The organism is Polynucleobacter paneuropaeus, assembly GCF_003261235.1.
Taxonomy (GTDB): Bacteria; Pseudomonadota; Gammaproteobacteria; order Burkholderiales; family Burkholderiaceae; genus Polynucleobacter; species Polynucleobacter paneuropaeus.
Genome location: NZ_CP030085.1, coordinates 1,562,827 through 1,578,922, shown reverse-complemented (window position 1 = coordinate 1,578,922; position 16,096 = coordinate 1,562,827). Strand labels below are relative to the sequence as shown.

Here is a 16,096-nt window from a genome sequence, read left to right as displayed (position 1 = left end):
CAATTAGTGCAGGCCATGCAGGGTGCTTGGAGCCTCAAAAGTATCTTCAGTCGAATGGCTAGCATGTAGATGGGCAATTCGCCAGCCTTGACTATCCTGGAGCAATACCAAAGTAATATTCAGAAAGAAAGCCGCTTCAATTTGATCTGCTTTCAAGTGAACGGCTTCAGTAGTGTCATAAATTGCTGCGCCCAAAATAGTGTGGCTAATACAGGCGATAGGCTCTAGGAATAGGGGCTGCTTAGATAGTAATCTCTCAAGTCCATTTCGAATTTCTGCATGACCCGTTAGACGCTGACCTTCAGGTAGAACGCAGGTGATCGAGTCGTCATCCAACCAAATATCGAGAGCAGTTTGTACATCACGATTTCTGAGGGCTTCGCGCCAAGCATCCACCACATCATCTGCATTATGAAAAAGTCTGGCAAGTTTAGACATGGATACTTTCTGACTGAGTGCTTAGGCGGTAAGGCTATTAAACACCTGTTCTGGTGAAATTTCTTTGAGACATTTTAGATGCCCCAAAGGACATTCTCTATGATGGCAAGGACTACAGGGCAAATTGAGCCAAATGACTTTGGCCTTATCTGATAGAGGTGGAGTGTGCTGAGGATCGCTAGACCCAAAGATAGCAATTTGTGGCTTTCTCAGTGCTGCTGCGATGTGCATTAAACCGGAATCATTGCTAACAATCGTTTTACATAAACTAATGATTGCCATTGCCTCATCTAGCGAAGTCTGTCCGCACCAGTTATGAATTCTTTTGCCATCTTGGCCGGTAATCATTTGACCGAGGTGGTGATCATTTTGGCTGCCCAATAAAATAATTTGAGCCTGTGTATTTTGGGCTAGTACTTTTTTGGCAAGCTCTGCGAAAGACTCTGCTGGCCAGCGCTTGGTTACGCCATACTCCGCACCAGGACAGAATACATATAGTGAGTCTTGATTAATATTCGTTCTCTTTAACTTATCTTGCATAGAGCAAACAATTTCGAGAGAGATTTGTAGACTGGGAGCTTGAGCATGTCCACTATCCTCTAGCTCCTCATGATTGAGAAGGTTAGCTAAAGCTAAATAGTGCTCAACCATCGGAGGCCGCTCTGTTTTGCTTGGATTGGTGAGTGCAAAATTAATGAGACCAAAGCGCGCTTCACCACGATAACCAAGACGAAATGGAATGTTTGCCAGCCATGGAATGAGTGCAGATTTAAAACTATTTGGCAAGACAAAGCATGCCTGATAAGACTTTGCTTTTAAGCGTTGCGCTAATTGCTTGCGCAATGACCACTGCAATTTTTTATGCTCGAGAGGGGCTTCAATTACCTCATGAATTTGTTCGCATGCTCGATATATTGGTGCGACCCAAGGTGTTGCGAGAACATCAATTTGTGCTTTAGGGTAATTGAGCTGGAGTCTCACCAAAAAAGGTTGAGACATAACAGCGTCGCCAATCCAGTTTGGGGCAATGATCAGAATACGGTGCATAAGAGGGTATCCCGATGGCGCATCTCAATATTTCTTGAGATGCGAATGGATTTAATGCCCGTGGGGCGCTGTTCCAGGAATGAGTTTGTAATCAGTGCCGCAGTAGGGACACTTAGCCTCACCCGTATCCGTGATATCTAAAAAAACCCGTGGATGAGAGTTCCAGCTAGGTGTTTTATTGGTTGGGCAGTGCAAAGGCAGATCCTTGCCGTTAACCATCACCACATTGACTTCGCTCATATGCTTTCCTAATTACTGAATGATTACTTTACGTAAGTAAGCCAAGATTGAAAACGCTCATTCTTTCCATAAACAGCCGAGAAGTAGGTTTCTTGAATTTTGGCAGTGATAGGACCCCTTTTGCCGTCGCCGATAGTACGATCATCAAGTTCTCTAATTGGGGTTACTTCAGCAGCAGTACCAGTGAAGAATGCTTCATCAGCCGAGTAGACTTCATCACGTGTAATGCGCTTTTCACGTAACTCAAGACCCAGGTCTTTAACGATTTCAATGATCGAGTCTCGAGTAATGCCGTCCAAACATGAGGCTAGGTCAGGCGTGTAGACGATGCCATCGCTAACGATAAAGATATTTTCTCCGGCGCCTTCTGAAACATACCCTTCGGTATCGAGCAACAAAGCCTCGTCATAGCCATTTGCAGTGACTTCTTGATTGGCCAAAATGGAGTTGATGTAGTAACCAGAAGCCTTAGCACGTACCAAGGAAGAATTGACAAAGTGGCGTGTAAATGAAGAGGTTTTGACGCGAATGCCTTTGTTGAGACCATCCTCGCCTAAGTAGGCGCCCCATTCCCAAGCGGCAATAGAGGTGTGGATCGTATTTCCCTTGGGGGAGATGCCCAGTTTTTCTGAGCCAATAAAGATGATGGGGCGAATGTAGCAGGACTCGAGTTTGTTGCTCTTTACTACCTCAACAATTGCCTTGCTGATCTCATCTTGAGAAAAGCGCATCGCCATCTGAAAAATTTTTGTACCGTTAAATAGGCGTTTGACGTGCTCTGGAAGTCTAAAAATAGCGGTGCCTTGGGGGGTTTTATAGGCCCGAATCCCTTCAAAAATGCCCATGCCATAGTGCAGGCTATGGGTTAGCACATGAATATTAGCTTCGCGCCAAGGGATTAGCTTCCCATCGGACCAAATAAAGCCATCGCGGTCAGACATCGACATGTTTTCTACCTTTTATTCCAGATCAGTCTAGGTTAAGTGGAAGGCGCGCTAAATGGGTTAATGCCCGGATTTGGAATGCCCTCGAGACCTTATTGTAGAGCAGGTAGGCCAAATCTCTGGGTGGGTATGAACTTGGAGGATTTAGAATGGAGAACTACCCATAAACCCCTTAAATACAGCCTTTATTTTCTATGTCAGATACCCTTTTTAAAGTGAAACGCTTAAGTGACTTGGCCGCAGCCGGTTTGCTAAAGGGAAAACGGGTCCTGATTCGCTCCGATCTGAACGTTCCCCAGGACGAGGCTGGCAATATTACTGAGGACACTCGGATCAGGGCATCGATGCCTGCAGTCCAGATTTGTTTGGATGCCGGGGCTGCTGTGATGGTGACTTCGCATCTTGGGCGTCCAACTGAAGGTGAATTTAAACCTGAAGATAGTTTGGCTCCTGTAGCCCATCGCATTGCTGAATTATTGAACCGAAAAGTGCCTTTAATTAGCGATTGGGTTGATGGTGGTTTTGAGCTGGCACCTGGTGATTTGGTATTACTAGAAAACTGTCGTTTGAATGTGGGTGAAAAGAAAAATACCGATGCGCTATCCAAAAAGATTGCGGCACTGTGTGATGTCTATGTAAATGATGCGTTTGGAACTGCGCACCGAGCTGAAGCTACAACTTATGGCGTTGCTAAATTTGCACCCGTTGCTTGTGCAGGTCCGCTGATGGCGGCAGAATTAGATGCACTCAGTCGCGCCTTAGCTGATCCAAAGCGTCCATTAGTTGCGATTGTTGCTGGTTCAAAAGTCTCTTCTAAGTTGACCATTCTCAAAGCCTTATCTGTAAAAGTTGATGAGCTTATCGTGGGTGGCGGAATTGCGAATACCTTTATGTTGGCAAAAGGGTTGCCGATAGGTAAATCATTAGCTGAGCCAGACTTAGTTAATGAAGCTAAAGAAATCATGGATCTAATGGAAAAGCGCGGCGCGCATGTGCCCATTCCTGAAGATGTTGTTGTTGCTAATGAGCTCTCTCCTTTAGCTCGGGCTAATCGAGTGCCCGCTGATCAGGTTGCTGAAGATGACATGATTTTAGATATTGGACCCAAGACTGCAGCAAGACTTTCTACTATGTTGGCGCATGCAGGCACGATTGTTTGGAATGGGCCACTCGGCGTGTTTGAGATTGATCAATTTGGCGGGGGCACAAAAATGTTAGCTGCAGCGATTGCGCACTCTCCGGCTTTTTCAATCGCAGGCGGAGGCGATACTCTGGCTGCGATTGCAAAGTACGGCATTGAGAATCAAGTTGACTATATTTCTACTGGAGGCGGAGCTTTCTTGGAATTCCTGGAAGGTAAAACTTTGCCAGCCTTTGAGGTTTTAGCTGAAAGAGCGAAAGGGTAACCATGTTAAGAGCAACCAAAATCATCGCCACACTAGGTCCGGCTTCTGAAAAGCCAGAAGTCCTGAAAGAGATGATTATTGCTGGCGTAGATGTTGTGAGAATGAATTTCTCACACGGCACAATTGCTGATCACAAAGCACGTCACGATTTAGTGCGCAGTATCTCAGCTGAGCTTGGTAAAGAGGTCGGCATCATGGCGGACCTGCAGGGCCCTAAGATCCGGGTTGGTAAGTTTGCAGAAAACAAAATTCAACTCAAAGAGGGCGCTGACTTTATTTTGGATGTCAATTGTCAGTTGGGTAACCAAGAGCGTGTTGGCCTTGATTACAAGGAATTGCCTAGCGATGTGCAGCCCAATGATCGACTGTTATTAAACGATGGCTTAGTTGTATTGCGGGTGCAAAGCGTAAAGGGTGGCGAGATTCTCACCCGCGTTGAGCAAGGCGGCCCCTTATCAAACAACAAAGGCATTAACCGTGCTGGTGGTGGCCTTACTGCTCCTGCATTGACTGAAAAAGACATTGTTGATTTAGATGCAGCTATCGCGATGGGTGTAGATTTTCTGGCAATTAGCTTTCCAAAAGATGGCACTGATATGGCATACGCTCGCAAACTAGCAGACGCTGCTAGTGCCAAGCATAAAGTCGGTAGAGTCAAAACGATTGCCAAGGTAGAGCGCGCCGAAGCGATTGAGACTGACGCATTACTAAGTATTATCCGGGAGAGCGATGGGATTATGGTTGCTCGGGGGGATTTAGCCATTGAGGTTGGTAATCCTGCGGTACCAGCATTACAAAAACGCATGATCACATTGGCGCTTGAGGCAGATAAGTTCACGATTACCGCAACTCAAATGATGGAGTCGATGATTAATGCTCCCGTTCCAACGCGTGCAGAGGTGAGCGATGTAGCTAATGCTGTCTTAGACGGAACTGACGCTGTCATGCTATCTGCAGAATCTGCAGCGGGAATGTATCCGGTTCAAACAATTAAAGCAATGGCGGAGATTTGTGTGGAGGCGGAGAAATCAGACAATGTGAAGTTGGATACTGACTTTTTAGATCAAACCTTTACTCGTATTGATCAGACTATTGCGCTTGGAGCCTTATTCACTGCACATCACCTCAATGCAAAAGCCATCGCTGCCTTAACTGATTCGGGATCTACTCCGATCTGGATGAGTCGTCACAATATTCATGTGCCCATTTATGCGCTTACTTCAAAGATTTCGACTCAACGTGCTCTAAGCACTTACCGTAATGTTATTCCACTCAGCCTCAATTACAGTAAGGATCGTGAAACTGCTTTGAAAGAAGTGGAATCTTGCTTAAAGAAAATGGGAGCTGTTAAGGAGGGTGATACTGTAGTGCTCACTTCTGGTGAGCCGATGGGAGAGCCTGGTGGCACTAACACCCTCAAAATTATTCACGTAAAGTAAGCTATTTAACAAACCCTTAACCTCAGATTAAGAGAAAACTATGTCTTTAGTATCAATGCGCCAACTCTTGGATCACGCTGCAGAAAATGGCTATGGCCTACCAGCTTTTAACGTGAACAATCTTGAGCAAGTTCAAGCCATTATGGAGGCAGCCAATGAAGTTGGCTCGCCAGTCATCATGCAAGCTTCAGCTGGTGCCAGAAAGTATGCCGGTGAAGCATTTTTACGCCACCTCATCTCGGCTGCAGTCGAGGCCTATCCGCATATCCCAGTTGTCATGCACCAAGATCATGGCCAAAGTCCTGCGGTCTGTATGGCTGCCATTGAGAGTGGCTTTACTAGTGTGATGATGGACGGCTCTCTCGAGGCAGATGGCAAGTCTGTTGCTAGCTATGAGTACAACGTTAATGTCTCAAAAGAAGTGGTGAAGCTTTCCCATGCAATTGGTATCACGGTAGAGGCGGAATTGGGCGTATTGGGTTCTTTGGAGACCATGAAGGGTGATAAAGAGGACGGCCATGGTGCAGACGGGATGATGACTCGCGAGCAGTTACTGACCGATGTTGAGCAAGCCGCTGATTTTGTCAAAGCAACACAATGTGATGCCCTAGCAATCGCGATTGGAACCAGTCATGGAGCTTATAAATTTACCAAGAAGCCAACTGGGGATATTTTGGCAATTGAGCGCATTAAAGAAATTCATACTCGTATTCCGAATACGCACTTAGTGATGCATGGCTCCTCTAGTGTTCCTCAAGAGCTACTAGCTGAGATTCGGGAGTTTGGCGGTGATATGAAAGAAACCTATGGCGTTCCAGTTGAGGAAATCCAAGAGGGCATCAAGAATGGCGTGCGTAAAATTAATATCGATACCGATATTCGTTTGGCGATGACTGGTGCAATTCGTCGTTACTTGTTTGAAAATCCCAGTAAGTTTGACCCACGTGATTACTTGAAGCCTGCTCGTGAGGCAGCTAAGAAAGTCTGTATCGCCCGTTTTGAAGCCTTCGGCTCTGCTGGGCAGGCGGCAAAGATCAAACCCATTTCACTAGAGAAGATGGCTGAGCGCTATCGTAGCGGTGAATTAGCCCAAATTGTGAAGTGAAAATCTAATGCCTGCTCTGTATTCCACTTCAATTCAATCTTTACCTCTACTCTCAAAGGGGAAGGTACGTGATGTTTATGCAGTCGGCGATGACAAGTTGCTCATGATTACCACTGATCGTTTATCAGCATTTGATGTGGTGATGGGTCAGCCCATTCCTGAAAAGGGCATCGTATTGAATCAAATGGCTAATTTTTGGTTTGCTAAGTTAGCAGCAGTCATTCCTAATCATCTGACTGGTATCGATCCAGCTTCGGTTGTGACTTCCGATGAGCTTGAACAAGTTCAAGGTCGTGCAGTTGTAGCTAAGCGCCTTAAACCAATTTTGGTGGAAGCGGTAGTACGCGGCTATTTGGCTGGCAGTGGCTGGAAGGACTATCAAGAGACAGGCAAGGTTTGCGGTATTGCTTTGCCTGAAGGTTTGGAGAATGCACAAAAGCTTCCTGAGCCTATTTTTACTCCAGCTGCAAAGGCTGAGCTGGGCGAGCATGATGAAAATATTTCCTTTGAACAAGTCATTGCACTGATTGGCGAGAAGCTTGCTAAGCAAATTCGCGAGGTTAGTATTCGTTTATATCAAGAAGCATCTGAATATGCTGCAAGTCGCGGCATCATCATTGCAGATACCAAGTTTGAGTTTGGACTTGATGTAGATGGTCAACTGGTCCTGATGGATGAAATTCTGACTGCTGATTCTTCTCGGTTCTGGCCTGCTGAAACCTATCATGTAGGCTCAAATCCCCCTTCCTATGACAAGCAGTTTGTCCGGGATTGGCTCGAGACTGTTCGGGTTGATGGCAAACCTTGGTCCAAGAGCCCTCCAGCCCCTGAATTGCCCGTAGCAGTGATTGAGCAAACAGCCCTTAAATATCGTGAGGCTCTAGCGCGCCTGACTCAGGCAGGCTAAGCTCACCTAGCAAAATCGACTAAAAGGCTGGGATAATAGAGCCTTATTCGAGAAATTAGCTGCGGAGAAGTAAATGAGCGAGAAGTCGGGCAAAAAGCCAGTAGTCGGAATCGTAATGGGATCCAATTCAGATTGGGACACCATGCAACACGCTGCTCAAATATTAGATTCATTCGGTATCGCTCACGAAGCCAAAGTCTTATCTGCGCATCGCATGCCCGATGATATGTTCCAGTATGCAGAGCAGGCTCGTAAGAACGGCTTACAAGCCATTATTGCTGGTGCTGGCGGAGCGGCTCATTTACCAGGCATGTTGGCTTCTAAAACGATTGTTCCTGTTTATGGTGTTCCAGTAGCTAGTAAATATCTCCGCGGTGAAGATTCTCTTTTCTCGATAGTACAGATGCCAAAAGGTATTCCTGTCGCCACTTTTGCAATTGGTGAGGCTGGAGCTGCCAACGCTGCTTTACATGTCATTGCGAATCTAGCAATTTCGGATCCAGTCCTAGCAGATCAGTTAGAAGCCTTTCGTACTAAACAATCTGAAACTGCACGTTCAATGAATCTTCCTGGGTATTAATAAAGATGGCCCTGCATTTAGAGCCTGTATTACCAGGCTCCTTTCTAGGAATTTTAGGTGGCGGTCAACTCGGCCGAATGTTTACCCAAGCCGCTCAAGCGATGGGATACAAAGTCTGTGTATTGGATCCAGATGCTGATAGTCCTGCTGGATCGATTGCAGAAAAATTTATTAATGCTGACTATGAAGATGTAAAAGCGCTAAAAGAAATGGCTTCACTTTGCGCCTCTGTTAGCACCGAGTTTGAGAATGTACCTGCTCAAGCTTTAGACCAACTTGAATCGCTTGGAGCCTTTGTTGCACCTAGAAGTGGATGTGTATCTTTGGCACAAAACCGCATTGCTGAGAAAAAATTCTTAGCGACCTGGAAATCTGAGACCAATATTGGCCCAGCACCACACTTTGTGATTGAACATGATGCTGATATCGCGCATGTGCCTGAAGATTTATTACCAGGCATTTTGAAAACGGCTCGGATGGGTTATGACGGCAAAGGTCAGATCACGGTTCAAAACAGGGAAGAGCTTAGCGCGGCTTGGAATCAGTTTGCACGCGTCCCCTGTGTATTAGAGAAGCGTATGGATTTAGACTTTGAGGTTTCTGCTCTTGCTGTGCGCGCTTACGACGATACTGTCGTTGTATATCCCGTTTCGCAAAATATTCATCGCGACGGTATTTTGCATACCTCTACAGTCCCAGCCCCATCTCTGCAGCCCGAGCAGGAAATGAAAATTATTGAGGCTGCCAAAGCGCTAATCCGAAAAATTGATTACGTTGGGGTGTTGTGCATAGAGTTCTTCGTATTGAAGAGTGGTGAAATCATCGCTAATGAAATTGCACCTCGCCCACATAATTCCGGGCACTATACGATGGATGCCTGCATTAGTAGTCAATTCGAACAGCAGGTCCGAGCAATGGCTCGCCTTCCATTGGGCGATACTCGATTGCTAGCGCCTGTTTCTATGCTTAATTTGCTGGGCGACCTTTGGTTTGAAGATAGTGGCAATCAGGCAAAAGAGCCAGCGTGGAACAAGGTATTAGCTCACTCTGATGCTAAATTGCATCTGTATGGCAAGGCGGTTCCTCGTATTGGTAGAAAAATGGGACACGTCAATTGTTTGGGCGAGACCTTGGATGCCGCTAGGGCAACATGCGCTGCGGTTGCTTCAGAATTGGGAATTGAGCCATAGGCAATGCCTAACAATATCCCCTCATTGCAATCTTCAGCGGTTATTAGTGAAGCAGCACAAACTCTGCGAGATGGTGGTCTAGTCGCTTTCCCAACTGAGACGGTCTATGGTTTGGGCGCTGATGCGAAGAATCCCGAGGCAGTAAAGAAAATCTTTTCTACTAAAGGGCGCCCATCTAACCACCCTTTAATTGTTCATGTGGCAGCCCCAGACCGATTTGATCAAGCTGAGGTTGATTGGAGTGCGGTATTAAGTCCATGGGTTAGGGATTTATCAGAACAAGCCTTAGTGCTCATTCATGCTTTTTGGCCGGGACCTCTAACTCTGGTTTTCAAGAAAGATAAAAGTGTTTTATCTGAAGTCACTGGGGGTCAAGATACGGTTGCGATTCGAGCGCCGGCTCATCCCATTGCGCAAGCTTTATTAAGAAAATTCAAGGGCGGAGTGGTTGCGCCTTCTGCAAATCGTTTTGGCAAAATCTCGCCGACTAATGCAGCCGATGTCCGAAGTGAATTTGAGGGCGCTCTTGATTTGATGATTTTGGATGGAGGGGACTGCGAGGTCGGAATTGAGTCTACTATTCTGGATTTATCTTCAGGGGGTGCACCAGCCCTCTTGAGGCCTGGTGCTATAACGCCTTCTGAAATTCTTGCCAAGACAGGTATTGAGGTCTTCAGGCCGGGAGAGCAAAATACGATTGATCAGAAGTCTTTGCCCCGAGTATCGGGCAGCCTACGTGCTCACTACGCACCTAATACTCCCCTAAGAATGTATGCCTTGGGACAAGTGCTTGATGCGCTCACAGAATTTCCTGATATTAAATCTCGAGTTGCAGTTGCTGTTTGGGATTCAGAGTCTTCGCTAGGCTTAGAAGATCATCCTTCGATTGATGTCGAAGAAATTTCAATCTCGAGCAACCCACGTCATTTCGCTAATCGTTTATACAGAACTTTAAGAGATCTGGATGAGCAGGGCTGGGATCTGATCCTCGTGCCAGAACCACCCCCAGGTGAGGAGTGGGACGGAGTTAGGGATCGACTTCAGCGCGCTTGCTTTGGCTCCGGACCATCCTCTAGTAGCCAAGATAACAGCTGATCTTGTGCCTCAATGCCTCTATTGGCATTTGGATGGTTGATAAAGGAAGTCACTGCATACATTCTTCCAGATTTGCTAATCACGTATCCCGAAATCGAGCGCACATCAGAAAGTGAGCCTGTCTTGATACGAGCCTCTGGTTTTTTCTGAAGATGCAGAAACTTACGCAATTGACCTAGTAGACGATTTTTCATAGTGCCATCTACCCCTGCAATCGGCAGGCTGTTATATAAAATATCCCCCGTCGGAAGGTTGCGTGCAAGCACTAAGAGTTGATTCATATGTTCAGGGGAAATGGCTTCATTCCTCGATAGTCCAGCACCATTTTCAATCACCAACTCCGGAAACTGTAGGCCCATCTTTTTTAGCCAGCTCCGAATTACTACATCACCGTTCTCTACACTGGCGGGCTTACCCATTTTTTCTAAGGCGAGGGTCAGCAAGACTTGTCTGGCCATCACGTTATTCGAAAACTTATTGATGTCCTGAACATCATCAGCAAGCTTAATTCCCTCAAATTGAAGTAATGGCCTAGCAGTGAGTGGGACTATGCCATCTTGCCCATTCGGTGCCCGTGCCCATTTGCCGCCGGCAAGTTCCCATGCGGCTGAAAATCCTTTAGTTAAAAAGGTATTAGCATCGATGGCAACAATGTTATAGCCAGCATTGTTGCAGCCAGAGGGAAAGTTGCCGCTAAAGCTGGCTAGTAGCGCTGTATCACCAATATTCTCTTGATGGTTATTACTCAAATCAAAAGAAATTTCTTTTTTCCAATTATCACAATATTGATTTACTACTCTAAGTTGATTGTTGATCGTGAATTGAGATAGTGCCGGTGTGTAGGTAATATCAATAAAATCGGCAGTGCGAGATTTGCTTAGATTAAATGACAGAGTCCGAAAGGAGTAGAGCAGGGGATCTGGCGAGACGTTGTAAGCACGAAATTCTTCACCATCAATTGACGATTGCTCCATAACACTTTTAGCATAAGCACTTCGATCAAATATGAGATTGCCATCAATCTTTTGGATGCCCAGATTCTGGAGTGCCTGCATCATCTTAGCCAGTTCTTCCGGGATGAGTTTTGGATCACCTCTACCTTGTAGGTAGACATTCCCTTTTAGAATGCCCTGATGAATTACTCCATCTGTGAAGACATTGGTACCCCAACGATAGTCAGGCCCTAATACTTCCAGGCTAGTTAAGGTGGTTAGGAGCTTCATAGTAGAGGCTGGATTCATGGGCTTACTGGCATTCCAATCCAAGACTATCCTCGCCTCAGGCTTTCCAGTCCCTGATTGCAGAATCTCCACAACTGAGACACCCATTGCATCGGGAGAAATTTGGTTCTTTTCTAGGCTAGATAAAATAGCATTCGGTAGCTGATAGGACCGACTATCTGACGCAGCTTGAACAAGCTGACACATGAAACATAAAGCAAGCATGCGAAGCAGAGTAAGTAAAGACATTCCTAAATCCTGAGCGTAATTTAGGATCCATTAAAACATTAATTTTTAGGATCTAACGCAAATTTATTTTTATATCTCTCGATGAGTAAATTCTGCTCTTGTAGCAAGTCAATTAAACATGAAATTTTTATCTCTAAAGGAGCCTCTGCTTCTAATTCAACGCAATCGGCGATAAATTGACCTGCATTTAAAAGCAATGCACCACCCTTGATTTTATGCAGTAACTGATCAAAGTTTTTCTTCGAAAGACGATCACTCTCCGACGCACACAACAGGGTCTCCAGGGACTCATCGTGCACTTTTTTGATCTCCTCAAGAATAAGGATAATTTTACTAGGATCATTTTTTACTAGTGACCCGAATGCATCAAAAGAGTAGCTATCAATTAAATTATCCGAGCATTCTTCAGAGAAATAAAAATACTGTTTGAGCTCTTTCTCAAGCGTCTTTAGGCTAATCGGCTTAATTAAGACGCTATTCATGCCAGCACTCATAAATACGCTACGGGATTCTAGGGCATAGATATCAGCAGTAATGCCGATGATGATTAAGTTTGCATTACCCAGGCTTCTAATTTTTCTGGACAACTCAGAGCCCTGCATCCCAGGAATGGACTGATCAGTCAGCAATAAGTCGAAGTGATAGTCTTGAATGAGCTCAAGCGCCTTATCTCCAGACTCACAAACAATGACTCTGAATCCAAGGGCCTCTAGTTGGAGCGATAGTATTTGCCGGCTAGCAGCATGATCTTCGACCACTAAAGCGGATATATCCTGACCCCCTATTTTTTGCCGAGTCGGAATGCTTTGAGTAACGTAAGTGCGGCTAGTCGTATGGCTAGAGTAGCTTGTTGCCGCATCCCCTGTTCTGGCAAGGGCAACTGAAAAATGGACATTTGTTCCAAATCCAGGCGCGCTTTCAAAATAAAGGCGACTGTCCATTGATTCAAGTAGTCGTTTGGTAATCGCCAAGCCTAATCCAGTACCCTGAATGACAGCATCTCGATTTTCTCTGGCTGATCCTGAAAGTTGCTCAAATTCTTGGAGAGCCAATTCAATCTCATTCGATTGCATACCAATACCTGTATCAATCACTCTAAATTCAAGAAGCTGACCAGCATGGTCGTCTGCTAGAACGCTAACTGAGAAAAAGATTTCACCTTTCTTGGTAAATTTAATGGCGTTGCTGATCAAATTTTGCAGAATTTGCCTAAAACGTAAGCTATCAACCATCAGCACTTGCGCCAGCCGTGCATCTATTGTTGTATGAAGAATTAGATTACCTTTTTTTGCAATTGGTGAAAAAGAAGCATGAATGTCATCAATTAAAGTCCTTAGATCACAAGAAGCAGGGTTAAGTGTTAGCTTGCCTGCTTCGATTTTTGATAGATCTAATACCTGATTCAATATTCCCAGTAGAGATTGGGCAGAGTTATGAGCACTCTTGAGCAATGGTTTCTCATGAGAAGGAATCATCGGATTATTCAGTAATAGTTCTTGAATACCCAGTATGGCGTTCATTGGTGTTCGGATTTCATGGCTCATAGTTGCCAAGAAAGAGGACTTGGCTGCGTTAGCTTGCTCTGCTAAATTTTTAGCCTTCAATAATGCTCGGCTAAGTAAAGTTTGGGCGGCTTGTTTCTTTTGAAGATCCCAAATAATAGCCCCTCCAATGCATAGAAAAATCAGTGTAACGAGCCACGGACCATAGCTAGCCTCTCTATTCGGCGTTATCGGTGAAAGATTAGGTAAACCAAAGTCATTTGCTAATTCAATAGGATCTTGGTTGTTTAAAAAGGTTTGAATAATACGATTCAATGGTGCATGATTTACTGCTATCAGAAGACGATAGGCAAAAGGTTCATGACCATACTGCCCAACAATACCTATCTCGGAATGATCCCATTGCTTGATCAGCCGAGCAGCCAGTCTGGCAGGCATGACTAGAGCCTCAACCTCTCTTTCTATGAGAGAGTTACTTAAGTGCTCTAAATCAGAGCTAAAACTACTTGAGATTAAATCTTGATTTGGAAGCTTGGAATAGCCGCGATCAAAATAGCGGACTTTGCTAATACCTGACTGTGCCTCTGAGGGATCCCGCTTATGGCCCACGAGAACATCTTGCCCCCAAAATACAGGATCGGAAAGCAATAAAGCAGGATGCTGCTGTTGATTAAATTCAGGCGGGTCAATCACAAAATGGATCTGACCTGTAGTGAGCTGATGAAATATTTCGGTATCAGAATCTCGCCAAATCGGTTGAAATTCTTGTTGAGTTGACTTACTTAAATGATTGAGCAGCGTTCTAAATATCCCTTCGCCTTCCTTGTCTCCAGTAGATTCAAGGAAAGGGCGATATTTCTCATGGATACTAAATCGGACAATGGGATTTGCATCAATCCACTTTTGCTCTTCTGAAGACAAAGAAAATGAGTACGCAAAATGACTTGCTGTTACACAAACGAATACTGTGGTCAGAAAAATGAATCGATGCATTACCAAATCAACTTTCGATAATGCGATTGTTACGGCAAAATAGAATCAAGTCGGCGATATTATTTATTCCTAATTTATCGAAGACACGCGTTTTGTAAGTAGCAACTGTTTTATTACTAATATGGAGCATGTCAGAAATTTGCTGATTGGTATTACCTTTGCCAAGGTATTTCATGACTTGTAATTCACGATCAGAAATAAGTGCTAACTTATCGTTGTCTGTTAAAGAGCTATTGCCATTTCGACCATGTGCAAAGAAGTTATAACCTTGAGAAATAGCGAGACAGGCAGAGAGAATAATGTCGGCACCAGCAGTTTTATTGACGAAGCCGTGCGCACCCAATGAGCGGACTCGGCCTCCATAAACGGACTCATCCAGGCTAGATAGAACCAGAATACGGATATCTGGATACATCAGGCCTATTCTTCGAATCACGTCAAAGCCATCGGTTTTCGGCATATCTAAATCGAGAATGATCAAATTGGGATTCATTTCTTTGATCGAGCGTAAGCATTCTTCGCCATTTTGAGCTTGACCGACGACTTCAAATAGCAATTGGTCTTGCAACATACTTTTGAGGGCCATCAGCATAGCGGGATGGTCATCTACTAACATCACTTGTTTTCTCATTATTTGTCTCCATTTTGGTTGAGGTTGTTATGTGAGTGCAGCGAAAAAATGGCTTTAGCAATACGGCTATCGTTAATGTGAAAAATTTGATTGCGACTCACGGGGGACATCATTAATCCTCCGTAGCAGTAATCCACTTGTAAACGTTTAGCATTCTCAAGATCGTTAACTAAGGTTAAGTCGCTGGCGTATATTTCAGTGCCAGCACTTTTAATTTGGGAGATAAGGGCGACGGGTAAGTCTTGATTGCGAAATTGGGGTAATGCGATATGAATACCCTCAAGCTTAAATTTCTCAAGCAGATTTATTTCCGGTAAAGTTCTGGCGAAATCTAAAAGATGAAGGCCAACGCCAAGTCGACGTATACGAGAGAGTCCATCCTCAGAATCAGGCATGAGCTTCGTTTTAGAAAGCTGCTGTATACCTAAACTGACTGATCCCACGGGTAGTCGAGAATTGAGAATCAGCTCGATTAATGCGTCTACACAGTTTTTAGAAGAAAGCGCATGAAGCGAAATTGGTAAAACTCCAGAGATCGACCGACCGCTGCGATGCCAAAAAGTAATTGTGTCTAAGCCTTCCATAAATAGTCGCAAAAGCTGGGCATCCTTAGCTTCTAAAAGGGGCCTATATAAAGAACCTGTCAGTTTTGTGCCTTTCAGATTAAAAATGGGTTCGTGGCTAATTTCTTGTCGCTTTGACCAGGATTGTTGTTCGGCGATTTCTTCAGGGCTTAGGCTTAACCAAGACTCCGAGCAAGCATCGCGCGCCTCCTGGAAGGGTTTGTTCTTCCATGCTTTTACAAGGGTGTACAGCCGGGATTTCGGGCTCATCAGCATTCTCCAATCTGTGACCTTCCAGTCTATGCAGGACGGATTGGAGCCGAAAGGGCTTAAAGCTGATTTATCCGTAGGAAACTTCCTACCCCAGCTCTATTGAGTATAGGAAAGCCTAAATCCTTAAAGAATTTATGGATTCAAGATCTTGAAATGCCTGAACTTGGACCTATATAATCAGCACTCCCAACACGCGAGTGCTAAAACGGGGTGTAAAACCCTATTTTTGTTAAGTATTCGTGTGTAGAGATTACAAATCATTGATTTATATAGT

At 44.8% G+C, this 16,096-nt stretch carries 15 protein-coding genes; 7 read left to right on the top strand and 8 right to left on the bottom strand.

Features of this window, described 5'->3' with window-relative positions; translation table 11 throughout:
* Positions 1–3: 3 nt before the first annotated feature.
* Genes Pas1_RS08145 through Pas1_RS08130 form a run of 4 tightly spaced genes read right to left on the bottom strand, consistent with a single transcriptional unit; the run spans position 4 to position 2,672 of the window.
* Positions 4–438, bottom strand: coding sequence for a nuclear transport factor 2 family protein (locus Pas1_RS08145; RefSeq protein ID WP_112205238.1), 435 nt, complete (start codon positions 436–438; stop codon positions 4–6).
* 21 nt (positions 439–459) lie between these two features.
* Positions 460–1,485, bottom strand: coding sequence for a lipopolysaccharide heptosyltransferase II (gene waaF / locus Pas1_RS08140; protein ID WP_112294987.1), 1,026 nt, complete (start codon positions 1,483–1,485; stop codon positions 460–462).
* A 51-nt stretch (positions 1,486–1,536) separates the two neighbouring features.
* Positions 1,537–1,725 (bottom strand): zinc-finger domain-containing protein, encoded by a 189-nt coding sequence (locus Pas1_RS08135; protein ID WP_112205234.1) that lies wholly within the window; start codon positions 1,723–1,725, stop codon positions 1,537–1,539.
* A 23-nt stretch (positions 1,726–1,748) separates the two neighbouring features.
* Positions 1,749–2,672 carry a branched-chain amino acid transaminase gene (locus tag Pas1_RS08130; protein WP_112294986.1) on the bottom strand — a complete coding sequence of 308 codons (924 nt, stop codon included), beginning with the start codon at positions 2,670–2,672 and terminating at the stop codon, positions 1,749–1,751.
* Between the two features lie 191 nt (positions 2,673–2,863).
* On the opposite strand from Pas1_RS08130, the gene Pas1_RS08125 reads away from it, so the two are divergent.
* From Pas1_RS08125 to Pas1_RS08095, 7 genes are all read left to right on the top strand, one after another.
* Entirely contained in the window at positions 2,864–4,075 is a 1,212-nt protein-coding gene (locus Pas1_RS08125) for a phosphoglycerate kinase (RefSeq protein WP_112205230.1), read from the top strand.
* 2 nt (positions 4,076–4,077) lie between these two features.
* On the top strand, positions 4,078–5,514 hold the full coding sequence (pyk, locus tag Pas1_RS08120; protein ID WP_112294985.1) for a pyruvate kinase: 1,437 nt from the start codon (positions 4,078–4,080) through the stop codon (positions 5,512–5,514).
* 40 nt (positions 5,515–5,554) lie between these two features.
* Complete coding sequence (fba, locus tag Pas1_RS08115; protein ID WP_112208523.1) at positions 5,555–6,619, top strand: class II fructose-bisphosphate aldolase; 1,065 nt, start codon at positions 5,555–5,557, stop codon at positions 6,617–6,619.
* A 7-nt stretch (positions 6,620–6,626) separates the two neighbouring features.
* The gene (locus Pas1_RS08110) at positions 6,627–7,526 is read left to right on the top strand and encodes a phosphoribosylaminoimidazolesuccinocarboxamide synthase (RefSeq protein WP_112205224.1); all 900 of its coding nucleotides are present in this window, start codon (positions 6,627–6,629) and stop codon (positions 7,524–7,526) included.
* A 73-nt stretch (positions 7,527–7,599) separates the two neighbouring features.
* Positions 7,600–8,106, top strand: coding sequence for a 5-(carboxyamino)imidazole ribonucleotide mutase (purE, locus tag Pas1_RS08105; protein ID WP_112205222.1), 507 nt, complete (start codon positions 7,600–7,602; stop codon positions 8,104–8,106).
* Between the two features lie 5 nt (positions 8,107–8,111).
* A complete protein-coding gene (locus Pas1_RS08100; RefSeq protein ID WP_112238566.1) occupies positions 8,112–9,296 on the top strand; it encodes a 5-(carboxyamino)imidazole ribonucleotide synthase in 1,185 nt (394 codons plus the stop codon).
* Between the two features lie 3 nt (positions 9,297–9,299).
* Entirely contained in the window at positions 9,300–10,391 is a 1,092-nt protein-coding gene (locus Pas1_RS08095; RefSeq protein ID WP_112294984.1) for an L-threonylcarbamoyladenylate synthase, read from the top strand.
* Here Pas1_RS08095 and Pas1_RS08090 read toward each other — a convergent pair.
* The 4 genes from Pas1_RS08090 to Pas1_RS08075 are packed head-to-tail and all read right to left on the bottom strand — an operon-like array spanning position 10,337 to position 15,819.
* Entirely contained in the window at positions 10,337–11,860 is a 1,524-nt protein-coding gene (locus Pas1_RS08090; RefSeq protein WP_225971608.1) for a D-alanyl-D-alanine carboxypeptidase/D-alanyl-D-alanine-endopeptidase, read from the bottom strand. The two genes, Pas1_RS08095 and Pas1_RS08090, sit on opposite strands and share 55 nt — an antisense overlap.
* 38 nt (positions 11,861–11,898) lie before the next feature.
* A complete protein-coding gene (locus tag Pas1_RS08085; protein WP_112294983.1) occupies positions 11,899–14,355 on the bottom strand; it encodes an ATP-binding protein in 2,457 nt (818 codons plus the stop codon).
* 7 nt (positions 14,356–14,362) lie between these two features.
* Entirely contained in the window at positions 14,363–14,986 is a 624-nt protein-coding gene (locus tag Pas1_RS08080) for a response regulator transcription factor (protein ID WP_112205214.1), read from the bottom strand.
* Positions 14,986–15,819 carry an EAL domain-containing protein gene (locus Pas1_RS08075; RefSeq protein ID WP_112294982.1) on the bottom strand — a complete coding sequence of 278 codons (834 nt, stop codon included), beginning with the start codon at positions 15,817–15,819 and terminating at the stop codon, positions 14,986–14,988. The genes Pas1_RS08080 and Pas1_RS08075 overlap by 1 nt, the downstream gene beginning before the upstream one ends.
* Positions 15,820–16,096 lie beyond the last annotated feature (277 nt).

What these genes read in the sequence shown, in the direction of transcription:
- Pas1_RS08080 (WP_112205214.1), bottom strand. Translation starts at nt 14,986, where the DNA reads ATGAGAAAACAAGTGATGTTAGTAGATGACCATCCCGCTATGCTGATG.
- Pas1_RS08090 (WP_225971608.1), bottom strand. Translation starts at nt 11,860, where the DNA reads ATGTCTTTACTTACTCTGCTTCGCATGCTTGCTTTATGTTTCATGTGT.
- Pas1_RS08085 (WP_112294983.1), bottom strand. Translation starts at nt 14,355, where the DNA reads ATGCATCGATTCATTTTTCTGACCACAGTATTCGTTTGTGTAACAGCA.
- Pas1_RS08125 (WP_112205230.1), top strand. Translation starts at nt 2,864, where the DNA reads ATGTCAGATACCCTTTTTAAAGTGAAACGCTTAAGTGACTTGGCCGCA.
- Pas1_RS08100 (WP_112238566.1), top strand. Translation starts at nt 8,112, where the DNA reads ATGGCCCTGCATTTAGAGCCTGTATTACCAGGCTCCTTTCTAGGAATT.
- pyk (WP_112294985.1), top strand. Translation starts at nt 4,078, where the DNA reads ATGTTAAGAGCAACCAAAATCATCGCCACACTAGGTCCGGCTTCTGAA.
- Pas1_RS08075 (WP_112294982.1), bottom strand. Translation starts at nt 15,819, where the DNA reads ATGAGCCCGAAATCCCGGCTGTACACCCTTGTAAAAGCATGGAAGAAC.
- Pas1_RS08145 (WP_112205238.1), bottom strand. Translation starts at nt 438, where the DNA reads ATGTCTAAACTTGCCAGACTTTTTCATAATGCAGATGATGTGGTGGAT.
- waaF (WP_112294987.1), bottom strand. Translation starts at nt 1,485, where the DNA reads ATGCACCGTATTCTGATCATTGCCCCAAACTGGATTGGCGACGCTGTT.
- Pas1_RS08130 (WP_112294986.1), bottom strand. Translation starts at nt 2,672, where the DNA reads ATGTCGATGTCTGACCGCGATGGCTTTATTTGGTCCGATGGGAAGCTA.
- Pas1_RS08135 (WP_112205234.1), bottom strand. Translation starts at nt 1,725, where the DNA reads ATGAGCGAAGTCAATGTGGTGATGGTTAACGGCAAGGATCTGCCTTTG.
- Pas1_RS08110 (WP_112205224.1), top strand. Translation starts at nt 6,627, where the DNA reads ATGCCTGCTCTGTATTCCACTTCAATTCAATCTTTACCTCTACTCTCA.
- fba (WP_112208523.1), top strand. Translation starts at nt 5,555, where the DNA reads ATGTCTTTAGTATCAATGCGCCAACTCTTGGATCACGCTGCAGAAAAT.
- purE (WP_112205222.1), top strand. Translation starts at nt 7,600, where the DNA reads ATGAGCGAGAAGTCGGGCAAAAAGCCAGTAGTCGGAATCGTAATGGGA.
- Pas1_RS08095 (WP_112294984.1), top strand. Translation starts at nt 9,300, where the DNA reads ATGCCTAACAATATCCCCTCATTGCAATCTTCAGCGGTTATTAGTGAA.